The 23038-nt window shown below is 62.9% G+C and carries 19 protein-coding genes; 13 read left to right on the top strand and 6 right to left on the bottom strand.

Annotated elements, in window-relative coordinates; all coding sequences use genetic code 11:
* The first annotated feature begins 175 nt into the window (after positions 1 to 175).
* Positions 176 to 1330, top strand: a complete 1155-nt coding sequence (locus P0D71_RS20945; RefSeq protein ID WP_408481890.1) for an alkane 1-monooxygenase — start codon at positions 176 to 178, stop codon at positions 1328 to 1330.
* 84 nt (positions 1331 to 1414) lie between these two features.
* Here the strand turns inward: P0D71_RS20945 and P0D71_RS20950 are convergent, their stop codons facing one another.
* Positions 1415 to 1828, bottom strand: coding sequence for a DoxX family protein (locus tag P0D71_RS20950; protein ID WP_408186240.1), 414 nt, complete (start codon positions 1826 to 1828; stop codon positions 1415 to 1417).
* A 125-nt stretch (positions 1829 to 1953) separates the two neighbouring features.
* Positions 1954 to 2679, bottom strand: a complete 726-nt coding sequence (locus P0D71_RS20955) for a pirin family protein (protein ID WP_091808090.1) — start codon at positions 2677 to 2679, stop codon at positions 1954 to 1956.
* Between the two features lie 130 nt (positions 2680 to 2809).
* On the opposite strand from P0D71_RS20955, the gene P0D71_RS20960 reads away from it, so the two are divergent.
* A complete protein-coding gene (locus P0D71_RS20960; protein WP_091808092.1) occupies positions 2810 to 3700 on the top strand; it encodes a LysR family transcriptional regulator in 891 nt (296 codons plus the stop codon).
* A 123-nt stretch (positions 3701 to 3823) separates the two neighbouring features.
* Here the strand turns inward: P0D71_RS20960 and P0D71_RS20965 are convergent, their stop codons facing one another.
* Entirely contained in the window at positions 3824 to 4840 is a 1017-nt protein-coding gene (locus tag P0D71_RS20965; protein WP_408481892.1) for a 1-aminocyclopropane-1-carboxylate deaminase, read from the bottom strand.
* A gap of 162 nt (positions 4841 to 5002) precedes the next feature.
* On the opposite strand from P0D71_RS20965, the gene P0D71_RS20970 reads away from it, so the two are divergent.
* The 3 genes from P0D71_RS20970 (at position 5003) to katE (ending at position 9165) form a co-directional block, all read left to right on the top strand.
* Positions 5003 to 5533, top strand: a complete 531-nt coding sequence (locus P0D71_RS20970) for an Lrp/AsnC family transcriptional regulator (protein ID WP_408481894.1) — start codon at positions 5003 to 5005, stop codon at positions 5531 to 5533.
* 332 nt (positions 5534 to 5865) lie between these two features.
* Positions 5866 to 6762, top strand: coding sequence for a MipA/OmpV family protein (locus P0D71_RS20975; protein ID WP_091808097.1), 897 nt, complete (start codon positions 5866 to 5868; stop codon positions 6760 to 6762).
* 279 nt (positions 6763 to 7041) lie between these two features.
* Positions 7042 to 9165, top strand: a complete 2124-nt coding sequence (gene katE, locus P0D71_RS20980; RefSeq protein ID WP_408481896.1) for a catalase HPII — start codon at positions 7042 to 7044, stop codon at positions 9163 to 9165.
* A 59-nt stretch (positions 9166 to 9224) separates the two neighbouring features.
* On the opposite strand, the gene treF is transcribed toward katE, so the two are convergent.
* Positions 9225 to 11039 (bottom strand): alpha,alpha-trehalase TreF, encoded by a 1815-nt coding sequence (treF, locus tag P0D71_RS20985; RefSeq protein ID WP_408481898.1) that lies wholly within the window; start codon positions 11037 to 11039, stop codon positions 9225 to 9227.
* Between the two features lie 264 nt (positions 11040 to 11303).
* Here treF and P0D71_RS20990 point away from each other — a divergent pair, with 264 nt between their 5' ends.
* The 5 genes from P0D71_RS20990 (at position 11304) to P0D71_RS21010 (ending at position 18472) form a co-directional block, all read left to right on the top strand.
* Positions 11304 to 14888 (top strand): response regulator, encoded by a 3585-nt coding sequence (locus P0D71_RS20990; RefSeq protein WP_408481899.1) that lies wholly within the window; start codon positions 11304 to 11306, stop codon positions 14886 to 14888.
* A 44-nt stretch (positions 14889 to 14932) separates the two neighbouring features.
* Positions 14933 to 15778 carry a CheR family methyltransferase gene (locus P0D71_RS20995; protein ID WP_091808107.1) on the top strand — a complete coding sequence of 282 codons (846 nt, stop codon included), beginning with the start codon at positions 14933 to 14935 and terminating at the stop codon, positions 15776 to 15778.
* A 10-nt stretch (positions 15779 to 15788) separates the two neighbouring features.
* Positions 15789 to 16427: a chemotaxis protein CheB gene (locus tag P0D71_RS21000; protein ID WP_408481900.1), complete on the top strand. Its 639-nt coding sequence runs from the start codon at positions 15789 to 15791 to the stop codon at positions 16425 to 16427.
* The gene (locus P0D71_RS21005) at positions 16424 to 17551 is read left to right on the top strand and encodes a hybrid sensor histidine kinase/response regulator (protein ID WP_091808113.1); all 1128 of its coding nucleotides are present in this window, start codon (positions 16424 to 16426) and stop codon (positions 17549 to 17551) included. The genes P0D71_RS21000 and P0D71_RS21005 overlap by 4 nt, the downstream gene beginning before the upstream one ends.
* A gap of 102 nt (positions 17552 to 17653) precedes the next feature.
* The gene (locus P0D71_RS21010; protein ID WP_408481902.1) at positions 17654 to 18472 is read left to right on the top strand and encodes a helix-turn-helix transcriptional regulator; all 819 of its coding nucleotides are present in this window, start codon (positions 17654 to 17656) and stop codon (positions 18470 to 18472) included.
* Positions 18473 to 18509: 37 nt separating this feature from the next.
* Here the strand turns inward: P0D71_RS21010 and P0D71_RS21015 are convergent, their stop codons facing one another.
* Positions 18510 to 19451 (bottom strand): LysR family transcriptional regulator, encoded by a 942-nt coding sequence (locus tag P0D71_RS21015; protein WP_408346148.1) that lies wholly within the window; start codon positions 19449 to 19451, stop codon positions 18510 to 18512.
* Positions 19452 to 19707: 256 nt separating this feature from the next.
* Between P0D71_RS21015 and P0D71_RS21020 the strand changes: the two genes are divergently transcribed.
* Genes P0D71_RS21020 through P0D71_RS21030 form a run of 3 tightly spaced genes read left to right on the top strand, consistent with a single transcriptional unit; the run spans position 19708 to position 22731 of the window.
* Positions 19708 to 20907, top strand: coding sequence for an amino acid aminotransferase (locus tag P0D71_RS21020; protein WP_408481904.1), 1200 nt, complete (start codon positions 19708 to 19710; stop codon positions 20905 to 20907).
* Between the two features lie 44 nt (positions 20908 to 20951).
* Entirely contained in the window at positions 20952 to 21743 is a 792-nt protein-coding gene (locus tag P0D71_RS21025) for a class II aldolase/adducin family protein (RefSeq protein WP_408481905.1), read from the top strand.
* A gap of 4 nt (positions 21744 to 21747) precedes the next feature.
* Positions 21748 to 22731 carry a 2-dehydropantoate 2-reductase gene (locus P0D71_RS21030; RefSeq protein WP_408481907.1) on the top strand — a complete coding sequence of 328 codons (984 nt, stop codon included), beginning with the start codon at positions 21748 to 21750 and terminating at the stop codon, positions 22729 to 22731.
* A 114-nt stretch (positions 22732 to 22845) separates the two neighbouring features.
* Here P0D71_RS21030 and P0D71_RS21035 read toward each other — a convergent pair whose 3' ends face one another.
* Positions 22846 to 23037: a hypothetical protein gene (locus P0D71_RS21035; protein ID WP_091808128.1), complete on the bottom strand. Its 192-nt coding sequence runs from the start codon at positions 23035 to 23037 to the stop codon at positions 22846 to 22848.
* Position 23038 lies beyond the last annotated feature (1 nt).

Here is a 23038-nt window from a genome sequence, read left to right on the forward strand (position 1 = left end):
TCCACACGCCTCTTCAGCGCCCCTTATGTTTGGAGACTCCCACCTGGCGTAATTCCTTGGCTATCCCGCTCGCCAGGCCATATAAATCTGGGAGTCGGGAAAAGTCCCGCCGACCCGTGCGTGCGCCTTGCCGCCACGCGTGGACACCGGGCGACATAAAACAAGGAGGGAGACAATGGCAACATCGCAAGCGGCGTCCGCGCGGTGGGTCGACGGCAAGCGCTATTGGTGGCTGCTCGGCGCGCTCACCATCACCTTGCCGCTGCACGCCGCAAGTCTGGCGCTGCACACCGGTTGGCACATCTTCTGGTGGTTCGGGCCGATTTTCGTGTTCGGCATCATTCCGGTACTCGACTATCTGATCGGCGACGATGCCAGTAATCCGCCCGAGGAGATTGTCCCCACACTCGAAAAAGAGCGCTATTACCGCCGTGTCGTTTATCTCGCCACGTTCATCGAGTACATGTCGTTTTTCGGCGCGCTGTGGATCGTGGGTACACATGCGCTGAAATGGTACGACTACCTGGGCTTCGCGCTCTCGCTCGGCGCGGCGACCGGCGTGTCGATCAACACGGCGCACGAACTCGGCCACAAGACGGATCGCTTCGAGCGATGGCTCGCCAAAATCACGCTGGCGCCGGTCGCTTATGGACACTTTTTCGTCGAACACAATCGTGGGCATCATGTGCGGGTGGCCACGCCGCCCGATCCCGCCAGCGCGCGCTACGGCGAATCGTTCTGGGCCTTTCTGCCGCGCACGGTGTCGGGCAGCATCGCGTCCGCGTGGCGGCTCGAAAAACAGCGCCTCGCGCGTCTTGGCAAGTCGCCGTGGACGTGGCGCAACGAAGTCCTGCATTCATGGGCCATGACCATGGTGCCGTGGGGGGCGATGATCGTGCTATTCGGCAAAACGGTGCTTCCGTTCCTGCTGATTCAGGCGGTGTATGGTGCGTCGCTGCTCGAAGTGGTCAATTATCTGGAGCACTACGGACTCGGCCGCAAGCAGCTTGCGAACGGCCGTTACGAGCGTTGCCAGCCGCAGCACTCGTGGAACAGCAATCGCATCGTGACCAATCTGTTTCTGTATCAATTGCAACGTCACGCCGATCATCATGCGAATCCGACGCGGTCGTTTCAGGCGCTGCGTCATTTCGACGGGGCGCCGCAATTGCCTTCCGGCTACGCCACGATGATCATGCTCGCCTACGTGCCGCCACTCTGGTTTCGCGTCATGAATCCACGCGTGGTCGCGCACTATCGAGGCGACATGGCGCAGTCGAATATCCGCCCGGCCATTCGCGAGCGCGTCCTCGCGCAGTTTGCGGGCTAGCGCTGACGGGTTGATACAAACAAAAAGCCGCTCGGGGTCAACCGCGCGGCTTTTTGTCAGTGTGCTGTGCAGCGGCGTGCGGATTCAACGCCGGTCGATCGAGTACTTCCCTGCGCCTGTCACGCACAACAACAGCAGTCCGCCGATAATGCTGATGTTCTTGTAGAAGTGAATCATATTGTCGTACTGCACCTCACCAGTCATATTCCAGTAATGGTGGCCGATGATCGCGGTGCCGAGCGTATACACCGCCAGCAACAGGGCAAGCGGCCTGGTGAAGAAACCGACCAGCAGCGCAATGCCCACCACCAACTCCATCACCACGGCGATCACCGCCGACAACTCGGGCACCGGTGCGCCGCTCGAAGTCATATAAGCGACGGTGCCGGCAAAGCCGGTCAGCTTCGACCAGCCGAACATGATGAACAGCACCATCAACAGAATGCGGGCGACGAGAATGACCGCGTCTTTCTGATTTTCCAATAGCGTATAGCGCATGATTTTCTCTCACAGGATAGGAAGAGTGGGGCCCGCCAGTGTTTTCCGGCGAGTCCCGCCCAGATTCTGGACCCTCGGGCCTTCAGGCCTTCAGGCCGCGAGGCCAGTCAAGTCACGCAAGCCGCTTAGGCCCACAACTCCGACATTTCGATGTCGCGCAGGTCGAACACCAACACTTCCGCGTCATGCCCTTGCGTGAAGGTTAGCGCTTCTTCGCCGCGCACACGCGCACCGTCGCCTGCCTTGAACTCGACGCCGTTCACGCTCACGCTGCCGCGCGCCACGTGAACATACGCATAACGATTGCTGGCCAGTTCGAGCCGTGCAGTTTCTTCGCCGTCGAAGAGACCGGCATAGACCCGGGCGTCCTGTTGCAGCACCAGCGAGTCGTTCGCGCCATCCGGCGAGAGCACGAGGCGCAAGACACCGCGCTTCTGGTCGGCACCGAAGTGGCGCTGCTGATAACGCGGCGCCGTACCCTTTTGCCCCGGCGCGATCCAGATTTGCAGGAAGTGCACCGGCTCGCTCTTCGAATGGTTGTACTCGCTGTGCGCGACGCCGGTTCCTGCGCTCATCAACTGAATGTCGCCAGGCACGATCACCGAGCCGGTGCCCATCGTGTCCTTGTGCTCCAAGGCGCCTTCCAGCACATACGAGAAGATTTCCATGTCGCGGTGCGGATGCTTGCCGAAACCTTGTGCCGGCGCGACGCGGTCGTCGTTGATGACGAGCAGGTCGGAGAAGCCATTCTGCTTCGGATCATGATAGTTCGCGAAGGAAAATGTGTGACGCGAACTAAGCCAGCCGTGCTCCGCGCGGCCGCGTTGATTGGCGTGTCTGATTTCAAGCATCTTTTTTCTCCTGAGTTGTGCGATCCGGCCAGATGTTTGTCCGCGATCCATGAACGACAGTGTAGGTCAATCCGGATGGCTATAATCGAGCTTAAAGCGGAAACACTGTCACTATGGAGTGGACAATTCAATGCAGCTCGACGACATGCGGATTTTCGTCGCCACGGTCGACGCCCGAAGCTTCACGGCGGCCGCGAACCGGCTGTCGCTGTCAAAGCAGTTCGTCAGCCGGCGGGTAATGGGGTTGGAAGAGACGCTGGGCGTGCAATTGCTGATCCGCAATACGCGCAAGCTGGCGGTGACCGATCTGGGACAGGAGTTTTACGAACGCGCCAAACGCATTCTCGGCGAGGTTGAAGACGCGGAGCAGGCCATGTCGCTGCGGCGCGCCGGGCCGCGCGGGCTGTTACGCGTGAGCGCGCCGATGTCGTTCGGCATGGCGCATCTGTCGCCGCTCGTCGCGACCTTCCTGCGGGAACACGGCGACGTGCACATCGAGATGGACTTGAGCGACCGTACCGTCGACGTCGTGGGCGAGGGCTTTGACATGGCGATCCGGATCGGCACCTTGCCCGATTCCACGCTGATCGCGCAGAAGCTCGTGGACATCAGGGTGGTGGCGTGCTGCAGTCCCGGCTACGTGCGGCGCCGGGGTGCGCCTGTGGTGCCAGGCGACCTGACGCGTCATTCGTGCCTCTTGTATGGCCACGGCGGGGCGGTGAGTTGGGAGTTCGTCGTCGATGGCGTGACGAAGGGCGTCGAAGTGCACGGTCCATTGCGCGCCAACAATGGCGAGCTGGTGCGCGATGCGGCCGTTGCGGGTTTGGGGATTGTTCGGCTTCCTGACTTTATCGTCGCAGACGCGCTAAGGAGCGGTCAGCTCGTGCCGGTGCTCGAAGATTTTCTGCCCACCGCGACGAGCGTCTACGCCGTTTATCCGCAGCACAGACAAAGCTCCCTCACGATCCGGGCGTTCGCGGAATTCTTGAGGGAGCATTTGAAGGCGCGTTTGATGGCGTAAAGCCGTGGGTGCCGCGCGAGGATTCCATGCGGGCGGCAATCCGGTTCAGCCGTACGATTGACGCGGCGACCCGCTTGACGGGAGCCTGCCGCAGCGTGTCATTGCCGCCGCCCGTCCCGGCGTTTAACCGTCGCGGAAAATAAAGCTATAGCCGTTCAACGCCGGCACGCCGCCCAGGTGCGCGTACAGCACGCGCGACCCTTCCGGAAACTCGCCGTTACGCACCATCTCGATCATGCCGTGCATCGATTTGCCTTCGTAGACGGGATCGGTCAGCATGCCTTCCGTGCGTGCACACAGGCGGATCGCTTCCAGCGTGCCTTCATTCGGCAGCCCGTATTCCGGACCCGCGAAGCGCTCGTCGAGCACCACGTCCGCGCTCGTGATATCGCGCTCCAAACCGACTTTTTCCGCGGTCTGTCTGGCGATTCTTGTGATCTGCTCGCGCGTTTGCGCGGGCTTTGCCGAAGCGTCCATGCCGATCACGCGAGCGGCGCGCTCGTCAGCGGCGAAGCCCACGACCATGCCGGCCTGCGTGCTGCCGGTCACGGAGCACACTACGATGTAGTCGAACTTGAAGCCCAATTCGGCTTCCTGCTCGCGCACCTCCTCCGCGAAGCCGACGAAGCCGAGGCCACCGAGCGGATGGTCCGAACAGCCGGCCGGAATCGCATACGGTTTGCCGCCGGCGGCCCGCACGCTTTCTAGTGCGTCTTCCCAGCTCTTGCGAAAACCGATGTCGAAGCCATCGGGCACGAGCCGCACGTCGGCGCCGAGAATGCGCGACATCTGGATGTTGCCGACCCGGTCGTAGACCGCGTCCGAATAGTTGACCCAGTTCTCCTGGACCAGCACGCACTTCATGCCCAGGTGCGCCGCCACGGCCGCCACCTGGCGCGTCTGGTTCGACTGAATTCCGCCGATCGACACGAGCGTGTCGCAACCCTGAGCAAGCGCTTCAGGGATCAGATATTCGAGCTTGCGCGTCTTGTTGCCACCAAATGCGAGGCCGCTGTTGCAGTCTTCACGTTTCGCATACAGATGCACTTTGCCGCCGAGGTGCTTGCTCAGACGCGCCAGCGGTTGGATCGGCGTCGGCCCGAAAGTGAGCGGGTAACGAGGGAAACGTTGCAGGTTCATGGCCTCTCCTTGGCGGGTAAGTTTGACGCGAACGGCATCTCGTCGCGTTGGAGAAATGGTAGGTAAAACCGTTGGAAATGTGCTTGCAAAAAAATTGTCAACGGCATACTTTTGGGACAAGATTCACTTAAATCGATTAACAAAGACGGTATCCAATGGCATATGAGCGCAATAAAATTTCGTAAGACCCGCGACGGGGGCATTGCCGCTGCCGCCGTTCAACCCGATCTGCTGCAATCGCTCGACCGCATCGATCGCGCGATCGTGCGGCAACTGCAGATCGACGCGTCGATTTCAAACGTGGCGCTGGCGGCTAAGGTCAAGCTGAGCGCACCGGCGTGCTTGCGGCGTGTCGAGCGACTCAAGGAATCCGGATTGATCCGCGCGGTCGTCGCGCTGATCGACCCGAAGGCGGCGGGGGCGGGAATGCTGGTGATCATCGGCGTGGTGCTGGATCGCTCCACGCCGGATTCGTTTGCCGAGTTCGAGAAGGCGGCGCAGAAAGTGACCGGATGCATGGAGTGCCACGTCGTGACCGGCGAGTTCGACTATTTCATGACCATCCGCACGCGTGACAGCGACAGCTTCAACCGCCTGCACGCGGAGCAGTTGCTCTATCTGCCGGGAGTCCGGCAAATCCGCTCGTTCATGGTGCTCAAGGAAATTCTCTCGACCACGAAATTTCCGTTGTGATCGTGCTTCGATCCCCCGGCGCGCGCGCCTGCCCGCGCGCATCCGATCTTCGTCATCCCTGATCCGAACCCGCCTTCTACGGGCTGGGCCCGCATTTTGCAATGGTGCGTCCATCGGCAAATCTTTCGGACCGGTCTGCTTAGACAAATGCCTGATTGACGGTGTGTCGGCCGCGTGCGAGTCGTGTGTTTTGCCGGGTAGCGGGTGGCGTTCGCTGAAAAAGTTACATGCCGCACGTAGCAAGGCGGCGGCCGCCCACGGCTTTTTAATCCATTGCGGACCGTGGGCGAAAACATAACCATCCTCGCGAGTCGCGAGATCGGAGAACTCTGGTGTTCAAGAACCATAAGAAGCGGGGCGGCAGGCTCCGCAATAAACAGGCAGGCATTGCGGCAACGTCACTCGTCGCCGCGACCATTGGCGGTGTCGCCGCGCTACCGGGTTCGGTTTCGGCACAGACACCTTCGCCGCTCGGCGAATGGCAATATTCGGTCGGCATTCCGCTACAGAAGATGTGGCAGCCGAATATTCCGGACTGGCAGGTGCGGCTCGGCATGGCAACGTCGTTCCAGCCGCGCTACGAGGGCTCCGACCGGTATCACCTGATGGCCGGTCCAAGTGTCGACGTGCGCTACAAGGATCTGTTCTTCTTATCGAGCGGCGAGGGTTTCGGCGTGAACTTCGCGCAGGGACCGAACTGGCGCGCCAGCCTTGCGGCCGTCTACGATCTCGGACGGCGCGGCCATGACGACCCGCAGGAACTGAACGGCCTCGGTAACATCAATCCCGCCCCAGGTATCAAACTGGCCGGCGAATATGTGGTTTCGAAGGATTTCCCGCTGGTGCTGCGTGCCGACGTCAGACGCTATTTCGGCGGTTCGAATGGCTGGACCGGAGATTTCGGCGCTTATATGCCGATGCCGGGCAGCACCAAGCAGTTCTTCTGGTTCGCAGGTCCAAATGTCACCCTCGCGGACTCGACCTACATGAATAGCTGGTTCGGCGTGAATCAGAGTCAGGCGGCGCATTCGCAGTTTTCGCAATATCACGCGAGCGCGGGTTTCAAATCGGTGGGCTTCGGCATTAGCGCGGTGTGGCTGTTCGACAAGCACTGGTTCGCCACTGCGGACGGCGCATTCGAACAACTGGTGGGCAGTGCGGGCAATAGTCCGGTGACGCATCGCAAAGCCAACGGCGTAGCCGATATTTCCATCAACTACCGCTTCTGATAATGGGCGTTCAGGGCTGAGCTGCGGCGCCCAAATGCGGCGCGCTGCAGCGCTAACTATTGGCAATGGGCAATCGCCACGGTATAGGCAATTGCCACGGCATAGGTAATCGCCACCGCATAGGCAAACGCCACGACATCAGCAATCTCTACAGCAATCGGCATTAACAATCGCGCCGCCCGCGTGCCTACCCGCGGGTACACCACTTGCTGCCTCACTCCAATGCGTCAGACCGGATTCCCCCCGCCGGCACGCCCCGAACGCAAGGAGCAGATTCTCATGGCAGGAAAAACGAACGCACAGAAGCCCGCAGCGAAGAGCGCGCAGGCGAATGGTCCGCAATCGGATGCGAAATCGAAGGATCTCGAACAGTTTCGAGTCAGTCCGGAAGGCGAAGCGCTGAGAACCAATCAGGGCGTCAAAATCTCCGACAACCAGAACACCCTGCGCGCGGGACCGCGCGGCCCTTCGCTGCTGGAAGATTTCATCATGCGTGAGAAGATCACGCACTTCGACCATGAGCGTATTCCTGAGCGTATCGTGCACGCGCGCGGCTCGGCGGCGCACGGTGTATTTCAGGTCTATGAGTCGATGCGGGAATACACCAAGGCCGCGTTCCTGCAGGACCCTGCTGCACAAACGCCGGTTTATGTGCGTTTTTCCACGGTACAGGGCCCGCGCGGCTCCGCCGATACGGTGCGCGACGTGCGCGGCTTCGCCGTGAAGTTCTACACGCAGGAAGGCAATTACGATCTGGTCGGCAACAACATGCCGGTGTTCTTCATTCAGGACGCCATCAAGTTTCCCGACTTCGTGCATGCGGTGAAACCGGAAGCGCCGAACGAAATGCCCACTGGCGGTTCCGCACACGACACCTTCTGGGACTTCGTCTCGCTGGTGCCCGAATCCGCGCACATGGTGCTGTGGACCATGTCGGACCGCGCAATCCCGCGCAGCCTGCGCACCATGGAAGGCTTCGGGATTCACACGTTTCGTTTCGTGAATGCGCAAGGCAAGGGCCGCTTCGTCAAATTTCACTGGCGTCCGGTGCTGGGCTCGTACTCGCTGCTGTGGGACGAAGCGCAGAAGCTGGCGGGCAAGGACCCGGATTTTCATCGGCGTGATCTGTGGGAGTCGATCGAACGAGGCGACTTCCCGGAGTTCGAACTCGGCGTGCAGATTATCGAAGAAGCGGACGAACACAAGTTCGATTTCGACCTGCTCGATCCGACCAAGCTGATTCCCGAAGAACTGGTGCCGGTCAAGATCATCGGCAAGATGACGCTCAACCGCAATCCCGACAACTTCTTTGCCGAGACCGAACAGGTCGCGTTCCATCCGGGCCATGTCGTACCGGGTATCGACTTTTCGAACGATCCGCTTTTGCAAGGGCGTTTGTTCTCGTACACGGATACGCAGATCAGCCGTCTGGGTGGCCCGAACTTCCATGAGATTCCGATCAACCGGCCTGTGTGCCCGTTCAACAACAATCAGCGTGACGCCATGCACCGCCAGACGATCAATGTCGGTCAGGCCTCGTATGAGCCGAATTCGCTGAGCGGCGGTTGGCCGAAGGAAACCGATCCGGCGCCGTCGGACGGCGGCTTCGAAAGTTATCAGGAGCGCGTGGAAGGCACCAAGATTCGCGTGCGCAGCGAATCATTCGCCGATCATTTTTCGCAGGCTGCGCTGTTCTACAACAGCATGTCCCAGCCGGAGAAAGACCATATCGCCGCGGCTTATCAATTCGAACTCGGCAAGGTGACGAAACCCGAGATTCGCGCGCGCGTGGTCAACGAAATTCTCGCCAACTTCGACGCGGGACTCGCAGCGCAGGTGGCCGCCGGGTTGGGTTTGCCGGCGCCGAAAAAGGGCACGGCGAAGCTGTCCGGTCCCAAGGACTCACCGGCGCTGAGCCTGCTCAACCGGGTGAAGCCGGGCATCAAGACCCGCAAGATTGCGTTGCTGGCCGCGCCCGGCTCCGACGGCGCCGCCATCAGGAAGCTTCAGCAGGCGCTGCAAGGCGAGGGCGCGGCGCCCATGTTGATCGCGCCCACGCTTGCCGCGATCGACGGCATGGCCCCGGACGCCACGATTGCCGGATTGCCGTCGATCATGTTCGACGCGGTCATCGTGGTAGGTGGCGACCAGGGTGCGAAGACGCTCGCGCAATCGGGCGATGCGCGGCATTTCGTGCTCGAGGCGTTCAAGCATCTGAAGGCGATTGCGGCGATCGGCGCGGGGCGCGATGTGCTCGCCGCCGCGCACCTGCCGGACAATGCCGACGGCGTCGCTACCGGCGATGACAAACAGGCCGCCGACGTGCTGAAGGCCTTCATCGAGGCGGCCGGCCAGCATCGTGTGTGGTCACGTGCGCAGCAGGCTGAAACCGTGCCGGCGTAAGCGTCTCGCGAGTCGTGCGAATCCCTGGCCAGTGCGAACCGGCCAGGGCTTTTTTCATGCTATGGCGCGACTCGCGCGCCATTCAGCCGGTGCGTATTCTTCGGCGCGGCGGCAGCAGCAGAGGCGGCCGCCGACACACCCGCCGGCCCTTCGGGAATATCGCCGGGACGCGAGGCCTGCACCGCTTGCGGATACAGCACGAGCAGCGCGCGCAGCACGCCATTGGTCCAGCCGAAGCCGTCCTGCAACGGATACTCGCCGCCGCCTGCTGAGACGCCGGGTGTGGCCGCATCGATATCGTATTTCTCGACGAGCTTGCCCGTGTGCTGGTAGTACGACACATTGGTTCTGATCCAGCGCGTCGCAATGGTTTGCGCGAGCGCCGGTTCGCTGTAGCGCCGCAGGCCGATCACGGCCAGATATTGCAACGGCGCCCAGCCGTTCGGCGCATCCCATTGCTGGCCGCTCGCCACCTGTGTAGTGGCGAGACCGCCGGGGCGCAGCAATTCGCGCTGCAACGTGGCGGCGACGCTCTTCGCCTGCTGACGGCTGGCTATGCCCGTATATAACGGATACACCGTCGCGGCGGTGAGCCTGTGCGTCAGCGTGTGATGCACGAAGTCGTAGTCGCCGAATGCCTGCAACTGCGGGTCCCACAACACGCGGCGAATCGCGTCGGCGCGGGTGGCGGCGCGCTGCTCCATATTTTCCGCATGCGTGATGTCGCCGCGCAGGCGATAGGCCTTCGCCAGCGTGCGCTCGAGATCGGCGAGCAGGCAATTCAGATCGACGGGCACGAGAGAGGTCACGTCCACGGTGGCGAGCGTCTTGCCGTCGGCGAACCAGCGCGAGCTGAAATCCCAGCCGGTTTCGCCGCCCGCGCGCAGATTGCGCCACAGATCGGCGGCATCGCGTTGCGGAGTCTGCTGCGCGGTCAGGACGTCTTCGCGATATGACTCGTCGCGCGGCGTCGCGCGTTCGTCCCAATAGCGGTTGAGCAGCGTGCCGTTGGGCAGGCGCACCACATGCCGGTTTGCGTGACCGGCGGCGAGGCCTTCGCTGCCGTCCATCCAGTACGCGTATTCGCGCTGCAATTCGGGCAGATATTGCGCATAGACGGCGTCGCCGTCTTTTTCGGCCACGAGGCGCACCATCTGCGCGAAAAACGGCGGTTGCGAGCGGCTCAGATAGTAGGTGCGATTGCCGTTCGGAATATGGCCGTAGCGGTCGATCAAGGTCGCAAAGTTCTTCAGTTCGTCGACCACCAGCGCATGCTGGCCGCTCTGTTCGAGGCCGAGCATGATGAAGTACGAGTCCCAGTAGTAGATCTCATCGAAGCGGTCGCCCGGCACGATATACGCATACGGCAGCGGCAGCAGCGAGGACCACGGGCTCGCGGTCGCATCGGGCTCGCGGCGCAGCACATTCCAGAGCGTATCGATATGGCCGACCACGTCCTGATCGGGATCGGAGACATACGCTTTCGCCGTGCGCGTGGGCAACGTGAAGGTGTGCTTCACGAAATCGGCGAGGCTGAAGTTGCGCTGTTGCTTCGCGGTGGCGTATGCGGCGGCGATCTCAGCAGGCGATGCAAGCGGCACCATGTCCGCGAAAGTTTTGCTGTCGGGAAATAGATGCGCGAGCTGCACATCGCGATAGAGCGTGGGGTATTGCTCCGACGGTGGAATCGGTACGACGGGCGACGCTTGCGTGGGCGGCTCGACGTGCACGGCGGCGGCCACGATGCCGTCGTGTGCAGCAGGCGCAGTGGCTGCCTGCGCCACGCCGCTCGCCGACGCATGCCATACGAGCGCGGCGGCGAGCAGGGTGCGCAACGGGTTGCGGGAAAGTGCGATGAAGGCGTGAGAAGGCATCGGCTACCAGATCAAAGTGGGCGGCGATCGAATGATCGAACGGGGCGAAATTGCATTCCTCGCATGATTGACCCGCGTGTGTCGCGCAAAGTTGCGTCGGCCGGCAACAGCCCCGCCCAGTAAGCCTAAAACCGCATTCGGGCATCTCAAAACAAACACCCATCCTGTATGATTACGCCCGTCGTAGCGCGACAAAATGAATCACCCGATATACCCGAAAAATATTCCGAATCGCCACGATTCGCCCAGCCGAAGACAGAAAAAATGACCGCATCTCAGGCCGTCGACCAGAATCGTTTTCGCAGCATCATTCGCCGCAATATTGCGTTGCCCCTGGGTGTCGGCCTGGTGACCATGGCGGTCTTCGTCGGACTGATCGCGTATCTGGTTTCGACCATGAACTGGGCCGAGCACTCCGAGCGCGTGATCGGCCAGGCCAATGAAATGCTGCGCCTCGCGGTCGATCGCGAATCCTCGATGCGCGGCTTCCTGATCACGGGCGACGAGAGTTTCCTCACGCCGTATGAAGAAGGCGGCCCGCGATTCAAGACTCAGATAGAGGCCCTGCAGGAACTGGTCTCCGACAACCCGCCCCAAGTCGAAAAACTCAAGCAGATCGCGGCGATTCAGCAACGCTGGAGTAACTTCGCCGAACAGATGATCGACGCGCGCCGGCGTAATCAGGATTTCGAAAGTGCCGTGGCGAGCGGCCGTGGCAAGATCGAATTCGATGAAACGCGCCGCGAATTCGGCGATTTTCTGGATGTCGAATTGCGCCTGCGCCAGGAACGCGCGGAAGCGACGCGCCGCGTCACCACCACGCTGGTGAGCGTGTTTCTGCTCTTCAGCCTGAGCGTGAGCGGTCTGCTCGCGTGGATCGGGCGGCGCGAACTGATGAGCCTGTCGTCCACCTATGACAGCGCGCTGCGGCAGCAGGCCGACCAGACGGAGATGCTGCAGGAGCAGGTGTGGTTGCGCTCGGGGCAGCGTCTGCTCGCCGAAAAGGTCGTCGGTCAGACTACCTCGCCGCTGGTGGGCCGCGCGATGCTCGACTTCCTCGCACAGTATCTCGACGCCGTCGTCGCCGCGCTCTACGTGCGCGACAAACGGCATGGCACGCTGCGCCGCATCGCGACTTATGGGTTTAGCCGTGAAAGCGAGCAGGCCGCGGCGCGCAATTTCGAAGAAGGCGAGACGCTGATCGGGCAGGCGGCCTCGGCGCGCCGTACGCTGGTCTTGCGCGATGTGCCGGCCAATTACGTGCAAGTGGTGTCGGCCACCGGCAAGAGCGTGCCGAAGAATCTGCTCATCATGCCGATCGAAAACGACGGCGATGTCAACGGCGTCGTCGAACTGGGCTTTGTGCGCGAGCTGACTGTGCGCGACCAGGAGTTCATGGAACTGATCGCGAACAGCATGGGCGACTTTGTCGAAGCGGCGCTGTATCGCGAGCGGTTGCAGGACGCGCTGGCCGAAACGCAGCAGCTGAACGAAGAATTGCAGGTGCAGCAGGAAGAGTTGCGCGTCTCCAATGAAGGGCTCGAAGAACGCGGCCGCGCGCTGATGGAGTCGCAAACGCGGCTGGAAGCGCAGCAGGCCGAACTCGAACAGACCAACGTGCAACTGGAAGAATACGCGCAGCGTCTCGAGCGGCAAAAGTCCGATCTGCTGCGCGCGCAGGACGACCTCGCGGCCAACGCGGCGCGCCTCGAACAGTCGAGCCGCTACAAGTCCGAATTCCTCGCCAACATGTCGCACGAACTGCGCACGCCGTTGAACAGTTCGCTGATTCTCGCCAAGCTGCTGCAGCAGAACCGCACCGGCAATCTGACCGAAGAACAGGTGCGCTACGCGGAGACGATTCACGCTTCCAATAGCGACCTGCTGGTGCTGATCAACGACATTCTGGATCTTTCCAAGGTCGAAGCCGGGCAGGTCACGGTCGAACTCGAAACGGTATCGATCGACGCGACCCTTCAGGCGCTCGAGGAAATGTTCAAGCCAATGGCCGGCGCCAAGCATTTGCAGCTCACCTTCGACCGCTTGCCGGGCACGCCGGATACGTTCATCACGGACGGCCAGCGCGTCACGCAGATTCTGCGCAACCTGCTCTCGAACGCGGTGAAGTTCACCGAACGCGGCGAGGTGGCGCTCTCGGTTGCACCCGCTGAAGGCGGCATGCTGCGGATCGACGTGCGCGACTCCGGCATCGGCATTGCGCCCGACAAGCTGGACATGATCTTCGAAGCGTTCCAGCAGGCGGACGGCTCGACCAGCCGTCAATACGGCGGCAGCGGTCTGGGCCTGTCGATTTCGCGTGAGTTTTCGCGCTTGCTGGGCGGCCGCATTACCGTTGCGAGCGAGATCGGCAAGGGCAGCGTGTTCACGCTGTGGCTGCCGATCGATGCGGAAGCCGCCCTGAACACGAACTCAGGCGCGCACAATCCGGCGCCGGTGTTCGCACCGGCCGTGGCGCCGGCCGGTTCCCAGGCCGCGGCCGGATCGGCGGTAGAACCGCTGCTGTCCCGGACGTCTTCGGTCGGCAGTCCGCCCACGGTGATCACGCCCGCCAATGGCCTCATGAACGTCCACACTGGCGGTCACGGCACGGGCACTACGCTCGAAACGCCGATTCGCCCGATTGCCGACGACCGTGACAACCGCACGCGTGCGGGCCGTCTGATCGTGGCCGTGGAAGACGATCTCGCGTTCGCCGAAATCCTGCGCGAGCTGACGCATGAACTCGACTTCGATTTCGTCCACGCGAGCGACGCCGCGAGCGGCCTGACACTGGTGCGCGACATGCGCCCGGCGGCCGTGCTGCTCGATGTCGGCCTGCCGGACCGCTCCGGCCTGACCGTGCTGGAGTGGCTGAAGAACGACCCGCTCACGCGGCACATTCCGATCCATATCGTCTCCGCCACCGATCACGCCGACAAGGCGCTTCACCTCGGCGCCATCGGCTATACGCTGAAGCCGACCGCGCGCAGCACGATGGAAGCCGCGATCCGCCGCCTCGAAGCGCGCTTGCAGCAGCGCCTCAAACGCGTGCTCGTGATCGAGGACGACGCGCCGATGCGCGAAAGCATCCGCGCGCTCCTGCAAAGCGATAACACCGAGATCGTTGCGGTCGCAACCTTGGCGGAAGCGTTGGAGTATCTGGCAAAGGTCTCGTTCGACTGCGTGGTGACCGATCTCGCGCTGCCCGACGGCACCGGCTACGACCTGCTCGAACGGCTCGCAACGAACACCGCGCATGTTTCGCTGCCCGTCATCGTGTATACCGGCCGCATGCTCTCCGACGAAGAAGAGCACCGCCTGCGCCGCTATTCGAAATCGATCATCATCAAGGGGGCGAAGTCGCCGGAACGGCTGCTCGACGAAGTCACGCTGTTTCTGCACAGCGTCGAGTCGTCGCTCGCGCCCGAGCAGCAGCGCATGCTGCGCACGGTACGTCAGCGCGATAATGCGTTCGAGGGCCGCACGATCCTGCTGGCCGAAGACGACGTGCGCAATATTTTTGCGCTCTCGCACGTGCTGGAGCCGCTCGGTGCGAAACTGCAGATTGCGCGCAACGGCCGCGAAGCGCTCGAAGCGCTGGAAAACGGTCCCGAAGTACATCTGATCCTGATGGATATCATGATGCCGGAGATGGACGGTTTGACCGCGATGGGCGAGATTCGCCGCAATCCGCGGTTCGCTCATCTGCCGATCATCGCGCTGACCGCGAAGGCGATGGCGAACGACCGCACCCGCTGCCTCGAAGCCGGCGCGGACGACTACGTTTCCAAGCCGATCGACGTGGACAAGCTGGTCGCGCTGTGCCGCGTGTGGTTGCGGCAACGCTAGCAGGGGAAGGGAACACGTGAGCGAGTACGCATGAGCGAGTGCCAATGAGTCAGTCCGAATTTGACGCGCCGCAACGCATCAGCGATTTCGACATCGAGTTGAAACTGCTGCTGGAGGCGATTTATCTCAAGTATCAGCACGACTTTCGCCACTATGCGATGTCGTCGCTGCGGCGCCGCCTGTCCCAGGCGCTCGACGAGTTCGGGCTCAAGACGCTGTCGCAGTTGCAGGACCGCATCATGCGCAACGGCGACGAGTTCTCGCGGCTGTTCCAGTACCTCACGGTACAGGTGAGCGACATGTTTCGCGATCCGGCGTATTTCCTCGCGTTGCGCGAACATGTTCTGCCGCGTCTGCGCACCTATCCGTCGATCAAGGTGTGGGTAGCGGGATGCAGCACGGGGGAGGAACTCTGGTCGCTGAAAATCCTCTTCGACGAGGAGGGTCTGACCGAGCGCACACTGTTCTACGCGACCGACATCAGTCCGGACGCGCTGGCGCGCGCCGAGTCCGGCATCTACGCGCTCGACCGGATTCAGGGCTTCACGCAGAACTATCTGGCGGCGGGCGGCAAGCGTTCGCTGTCCGACTACTATCACGCCGCGTATGGCGGCGCGCGCTTTGCCGGTTCGCTGAAAGAGCGCGTGGTGTTCGCCGACCACAGCCTCTCCACCGACGAAGTTTTCCTCGAAGCGCATCTGGTATCGTGCCGCAACGTGTTGATCTATTTCGATCGTGGTTTGCAGGATCGCGCGCTGGGTCTGTTCGAGAACGCGCTCGTGCGGCGTGGTTTTCTGGGTTTGGGCAGCAAGGAAAGCCTGCGTTTTTCCCGTCATTACGAAGCGTTCGACGAGTTCCGCCCGAGCGAACGCATTTATCAGAAGCGCTAGCACGCTCACCATGCCACGCTCATCTGTTCAACCTGCTGCCGACCCTCAACCGCGTGCCGAAGCGGCACGCGGTTGCGAGCTCGTCGTGATCGGCGCCTCGGCGGGCGGCATCGAAGTGCTGAACGTGCTGCTCGGCGCGCTGCCCGTGGACTTTGCCGCGGCCGTCATGATCGTCACGCACCTGCCGCCTGATTCACCCAGCTATCTGGTGGGCGCGTTCGCGCACCGCTGTGCTTTGCCGGTGCTCGAGCCCGATGCGGGCGAACGCATCATGGCGGGCCGCGTGCATATTGCACCGCCGGGCTATCACATGCTGGTGGAAGTGGACCGCACTGTCGCGCTCTCCACCGACGCCGCCGTGCGCTTTTCGCGCCCCTCGATCGACGTGCTGTTCGAGTCGGCCGCCGCCGTGTATGGCGAGCGCCTGCTGGCGATCCTGCTGTCCGGCGCCAACGACGACGGCGCGCAAGGCCTGAAGCGGGTGCGTGCGCTGGGCGGCGCCACCTGGGTGCAGGCGCCGGACACCGCCGGCTCCCCCGAAATGCCGCGTGCCGCGATTGAGCGCGGCGCGGCGCAATTTATTTACACTCCTGAAACCATGGCCCGGCGGCTTGCCGCATTGCCGGCCTCTCTTGACCCGATGCCATGACGAATTCACCCGTGAACATTCTCATCGTCGACGACATCGTCCACAACATCACGGCGCTCGAGGCCTTGCTGGCGCGGCCGGATCTGGCCGTGCTGGTGGCCGATTCGGGCACGGCGGCGCTCGACCTGCTGCTCAAGCACGAAGTCGCGCTGGCGATTCTCGACGTCAACATGCCCGGCATGAACGGCTTCGAACTGGCCGCGCTGATGCGCGGCAGCCCGCGAACCTCGCACGTGCCGATCATCTTTCTGACGGCGACTGCCCAGGATGCTTCGCGCACCTTCCGCGGTTATGAGGCCGGCGCGGTCGATTTCCTGTACAAGCCGTTCGATCCGCGCATTCTGCAATCGAAGGTCGACGTGTTCGTGCAACTCGAACAGCAGAAACGGCAACTGGCCGCGCAGCTCGTCACCACGCGGCAAATGCTGGAAGCCAACGAGATGCTGATGGCGGTGCTGAGTCACGATTTGCGCACGCCGCTCGGTGCCGTGCTGGCGTCGGCGGAATACCTGATGCGCACGGCCGCCGACGAACAATCGGCAACTGTCGCCGCGCGCGTGAAGAACAGTTCGCTGCGCATGGCGCGCATGGTCGACCAGTTGCTCAATCTGGCCCGTTTGCAGGGCGGGCGCCTGCCGTTGCAGCCGCGCTCGATCGAGTTGGCGACGCTGTGCCGCTCGGTGATCGACGAGTTCGCGTCGCGGGAGAACGGCAAGCGGATCGTGTTCGCGAGCCGCGGCAATACCGCGGGCGCGTGGGACACCGACCTCGTCTGGCAGGCCGTGTCGAATCTGGTGAGCAATGCGCTGCATCACGGCGTGCCGGGCGGCGATATCGGTGTCGAAGTGGATGGCGAAGCGGTCGATTCAGTGCGCCTGAAGGTCGCCAATCGCGGGACCATTCCGCCCGAGGTGTTTCCGCACCTGTTCAAGGCGTTCGGGCCGAACAATAGCGGCGCACGTTCGCGTGAAGGGCTGGGGCTCGGCCTTCATATCGTGCAGGAGATCGCCCGCATGCACGGCGGCAACGTCAGTGTGCATTCAGACGAAGCCACGGGCACGGTCTTCACGATCGAGTTGCCGAGAATGGTCACGTTCCAACGCGGGTCGTTTACGCGCAAGTGAGCGCGCTCATCAGGGGTGCTGAACCGGCAGTGAAAGATGGCTCGCGCGTGGCGCTGTGCTACGCTTGCAGGACCGAACCCAGCACGGCAACCCGTATCCATCATGCGTTCCTGGCGCATTTCTCCACCGCACCGCAGCGAACAGATCAGCACCTCGCGTGCGACTGAACTCGTCATGTCGATTTCGCATGCGGATGCCGACGCGTTGGCCGCCAGCATACTGAAAACGGTCGGCGATACGCTGCCGGTTTCGCAGTGCACCATCTTCGCTTACGAATTCGACGCGCGGCCGCGCACGGTTTCCGCGGCCGATCATCGCGGCGGCCGTTTTCTGCGCGACATCGCGGATCGCTATGCCACGCATTTCTATGCACTCGACGGTAACCGCGCGATCATCGGCCGGTCGCATGAAAAACAGGCTCGCGACGCACTGGTGTTGCACCAGCAGCATAGCGACGAGATCGAAAACGAGGCCTATCGCGCCGCCTGCTACGCGCAGCCGAATGTGTCCGACCGGTTATCGTTGCTCGTGCAGCCCATGGAAAGCGTCTGGCTGTCGATCAACCTGTACCGCGACCGTGCCTATGGCGTGTTTCAGCCAGGTGAACTGGAGCGCGTGGAGAGTCTCGCGCCTCTGTTCGCGCACGCGGCCAAGAGCCATTACGCGTTGAATGGGCAGCATCAGCAGGGTTCGGCCGCGGCGATGCTGGCGCGTGTCAGGCGCGCTTGCCCCGCACTCACGCCGCGCGAACTCGACGTGCTGCGCGGCACGCTCGAAGGCGCGAGCGCCGTTGAAATCGCACAACGTATGGGCGTCAAGCCTGCCAGTGTGATCACCTACCAGAAGCGCGCCTACGCGCCCCTCGGGATATCGAGCCAACGCCAGCTGTTCGCGTTGTGCATGGTGCCCGAGCGGGCCTGAGCCGACGGGCTGTCGCTGCTGCCGCTGCTGCTGCGCGTCATACGCGCCTTGATCGCGCGTCGGCCTGTGTCTCGCGATCCCAGCGTTTCAACCACGGCATGATGAAATCCGCGAAGCCGTCGGCGGGCGGCGACAGCGCGCGCTCGGTGGAACGATACACGCACACTTCGCGGATCGTTTCCGGATCGACAATGCGCTTCATGACCAGCCCGAAGCTGCGCGCCAATGGCGCAACGTAGGCGGGCGCGAGCGTGACGGCCAGCCCCTGCGCGGCAAGGCCGAACGCCGTGGTCACATTGTCTACGACATCTACGGGAATGATGCGCGCCTCCACCGGCAGGTTGGCCAGCATCTGCCCGACTGCGCGTTCGTGGTCGCGGCCGGTGGCGATGATCGGCACGCCGCGCAAATGCGGCCACTGCACGCGGCGGCGCGCGCTCAACGGATGGCTCGGCGCGCACCACATCACCCAGGGGCTCGCGAACGCCGGATCGCAACGCACGCGCGCGCCGCTTTGACGGTCGGGGCCGATTGCGAGGTCCACGTCGCCGCTTTCCACGCGCTCTACCAGTTGCTCGACCACGGTGTCGCAAATGCGGACCACGACCTTCGGTTTGTCGCGTGCGTAGTCGGCGATGGCGGCGGGCAGCGCGGTCGCCGCCAGCACCAGGGGCGCACCGATCCGCACGATGCCGGCGGCGCGGTTGCGGATATCGTCGGCGGATTGCGCGGCGGCGCGCACATGGCGCAACACCGATTCCGCCGACGACAGAAAATCCTGGCCCGCGCTCGACAGATTCACGCGCCGTGTGGTCCGGTCGAAGAGCCGGAAGCCGAGTTCCGTTTCGAGGTCGCCCAGCAACTGGCTGACCGCCGAAGAAGTCAGCCCGAGCCGTTCCGCCGCCGCGCCGATGCTATGCAAATCGACGATGGCGAGAAAGGCTTCGAACTGGCGGATGGTGACGCGCGTGAGTGGCATCAGGCGATTCTAAAGAAAAACTAACGAATCGTGAAAAATCGATTGATTGTGTACCGCGTGCGGTTCGCGGAGACTTGTCCCAATCGACGCACTCAGCCAAACCCGCTTAGACTTCCGTCTCGCCGTGTCGTGAGCAAAGCCGCCGCGCAAGTCGGGACGCAAGCCGCTGCACAAACCGGGATGCGCCGTGCAGTGCAGTGCGGTACGCCACTGCGCCAAACCGAGGCCGCCACGAGGCCCTATTCAAGGAATCACCATGTTCGACCATATTCCCGCTTATCCAGGCGATCCGATCCTGAGCCTGAATGAAGACTTTCAACTCGACCCCCGGTCGAACAAGGTCAATCTGAGCATCGGCATCTATTTCGACGACGCCGGCAAGCTGCCGGTCATGGACGCCGTGCGCCGGGCCGAAACCGCGCTGCTCGACTCGATCGGCCCGCGCTCGTATCTGCCGATGGCCGGCCTGCCGCTCTATCGCGATGCGGCCCAGGCGCTGGTATTCGGCACGAACAGCGAGGCGCGCGCGGCGGGGCGGATCGCCACGTTGCAAACCATCGGCGGATCGGGCGCATTGAAGGTCGGCGCCGATTTCCTGAAGCGCTATTTCCCGGGCTCGCAGATCTGGATCAGCGACCCGAGCTGGGAAAACCATCGCGTGGTATTCGAAGGCGCGGGGCTGACGGTCAACACCTATCCGTACTACGACGAACTCACCGGCGGATTGCGTTTCGCCGACATGATCGACACGATCAGCCGCTTGCCGGAACAGAGCGTGGTGCTGCTGCACGCCTGCTGCCATAACCCGACCGGTGTCGATCTGAGTCCGGCGCAATGGGCGGAACTGGTGCCGGTTCTGCAGCGCCGCAAGCTGATCGCCTTCGTGGATATGGCTTACCAGGGTTTCGGCGCGGGTCTGGAAGAAGACGCCGCCTGCGTGCGCCTGCTGGCCGACGCGGGCGTTGCGCTGATCGCCGCGAATTCGTTCTCGAAGAACTTTTCGCTGTATGGCGAGCGCGTCGGCGCGTTGAGCGTAGTCTGCAAGAGCGCGGAAGAGGCTGGCCGCGTGCTCGGTCAATTGATGTCGACGGTGCGCGCGAACTACAGCAATCCGCCCACGCACGGCGCGCGGCTCGTCGCCAACGTGCTGGCCGATGCGTCGTTGCGTGCTTCATGGGAAGCGGAACTCGCCGCCATGCGCGAGCGGATTCTCGCCATGCGCGGCACGATCCACGCCGGCCTCGCCGGCCGTGTGGATGAAGTCATGCGCGCGCGCTACCTCGCGCAGCGCGGCATGTTCACCTACACCGGCTTGAGCGAAAGCCAGGTGGAGCGCCTGCGCAGCGAATACGCGGTGTACGTGCTGCGCTCCGGGCGCATGTGCGTGGCCGGACTGAACGCACGCAACGTGGATTATGTGGCGTCGTCGATCGCGGCCGTGGTGTCGGGCGCATAAGCGCAATACTTTCGATCAATAGAACGATAACAATGGAGCTGCACATGACCACTCTCGACATCCGGGCGCCGAGCGCGCCGAAGGCCCACGCGATGCATCCGGACGAATGGCAGGCGCGCGTGCAGCTCGCGGCGTGCTATCGCATTTTTGACCTGCTCGGCTGGACCGAGATGATCTACAACCACATCACGTTGCGCGTTCCCGCCAGTGTGAGCGGTGGCGAACGCCAGTTCCTGATCAATCCGTTCGGGCTGCACTATAGCGAAGTGACGGCGAGCAACCTCGTGAAGATCGATGCACGCGGACGCGTGCTCGACCACTCGCCATATCCGGTGAATCCGGCCGGGTTCGTCGTGCATGCGGCGATTCACGAAGGCTTGCCGGATGCGCACTGCGTCATGCATACGCACACCACGGCGGGCGTCGCCGTGGCCTGTCTGGAAGACGGTTTGCAGCAAACCAATTTCTACAGCGCACAATTGCACGACCGCATTGCGTATCACGACTTCGAGGGCATCACCGTGCATGCGGAAGAAGGCCCGCGGCTGCTCGAACATATCGGCAACCGGCAGGCGGTGATCCTGCGCAATCATGGCCTGCTTGCGTGGGGCCACACGTTGCCGCAGACTTTCGCGATTCTGTGGACGCTGAACCGCGCCTGCGAAATCCAGATGGCGACGTTTGCGATGGGCCGGGCGCGGCCGGTGCCGGAGGACGTCGCGATTCGCTGTTCGCGCGACGCGCTGCAGTTCGATCCGCGTCACGGCGCGGGGCAGGATGTGTTCGATGCGCTGGTGCGGCGAGTGGACCGCATCGACGCCAGTTACAAGGATTGAAACGATGAAAGTAGCTATCTACGGCGCAGGCGCGATCGGCGGCTGGATGGGAGTGAAGCTCGCGCAGCCCGGCCATGACGTGAGCGTGGTGGCGCGCGGCGAGACGCTGGCCGCGCTGCGCGAGCACGGCCTGCGTCTGATCGAAGGCGGCGTGACGCATGCTGTGAAGGTGAAGGCGAGCGACAATCCCGCGGATCTCGGTGTGCAGGACCTCGTCGTGGTCGCCGTCAAGGGGCCGGCCATGGCGTCTGTGGCCGGGCAGATTGCGCCGCTGCTCGGCGCGCAGACCATCGTGCTGACCGCGATGAACGGGGTGCCGTGGTGGTTCTGCGACGGGCTCGGGCGCGACTTCGCCGGCAAGCGCCTGAAGTCGATCGATCCCGACGGTGCGATCGCGGCCGCGATTCCGACCGCACAAACGGTGGGCTGCGTGGTGCATGCCAGTTGCCTCGTCGAAGCGCCGGGCGTGATCCGTCATCATCAGGGCAACGGGTTGATTATTGGCGAGGCGTCAGGGCAGGCGAGCGAGCGCGTCGCGTCGCTCACGGCTACGCTCGCGGCGGCCGGCTTCAAGGCGACGATGTCGGCGCAGATTCAGCGCGACGTCTGGTACAAGCTGTGGGGCAACATGACGATGAATCCGATCAGCGCCATCACCGGCGCGACCACCGACCGGATTCTCAGCGACGAACTGGCGCGCAACTTCGTGACGAGCATCATGCTGGAGGCCAAGGAGATCGGCGCGCGCTTCGGTATTCCGATCGAACAGGAGCCGGCGGACCGTCACGAGGTCACGCTCAAACTCGGCGCGATGAAAACCTCGATGCTGCAGGACGTGCAGGCGGGTAAAGCGGTCGAACTCGACGCGCTTGTGGCGGCGGTGCGTGAACTGGGGCAACTGACAGGCGTTGCCACGCCGAACACGGATGCGTTGCTCGGCCTCGCGCGTCTGCATGCGAGCACGCTGGGGTTGTATCCGAAGCAGTGACACCCGCATGAAGGATGAGCCGCACGCGCTGTGCCGCACGGTGATATCTGCCTGACGGAAAGGCAGAAGGAAAGCCGCCGCGCCCATACCGGGCGCGGCGGCTTTTTTCTCGCTTTATGCGGTCACCGCGGTCGAAGCCGGCAGCCGTGCCGCTTCGATCAACGACAACGCCCGCTGCGGGTCGTCGAGTTCGGTGAGGCACAGCATCGCGAGGCGCGCCAGATATAACGGCGCTTGAGCTTCGCCTTCGTTAGTGAGGGTTTTGCACAGCGTCGTGTAGACCAGGTCGAGGTCGCTGTCCGTCATG

Source organism: Paraburkholderia sp. RL17-383-BIF-A (assembly GCF_046028015.1).
Taxonomy (GTDB): domain Bacteria; phylum Pseudomonadota; class Gammaproteobacteria; order Burkholderiales; family Burkholderiaceae; genus Paraburkholderia.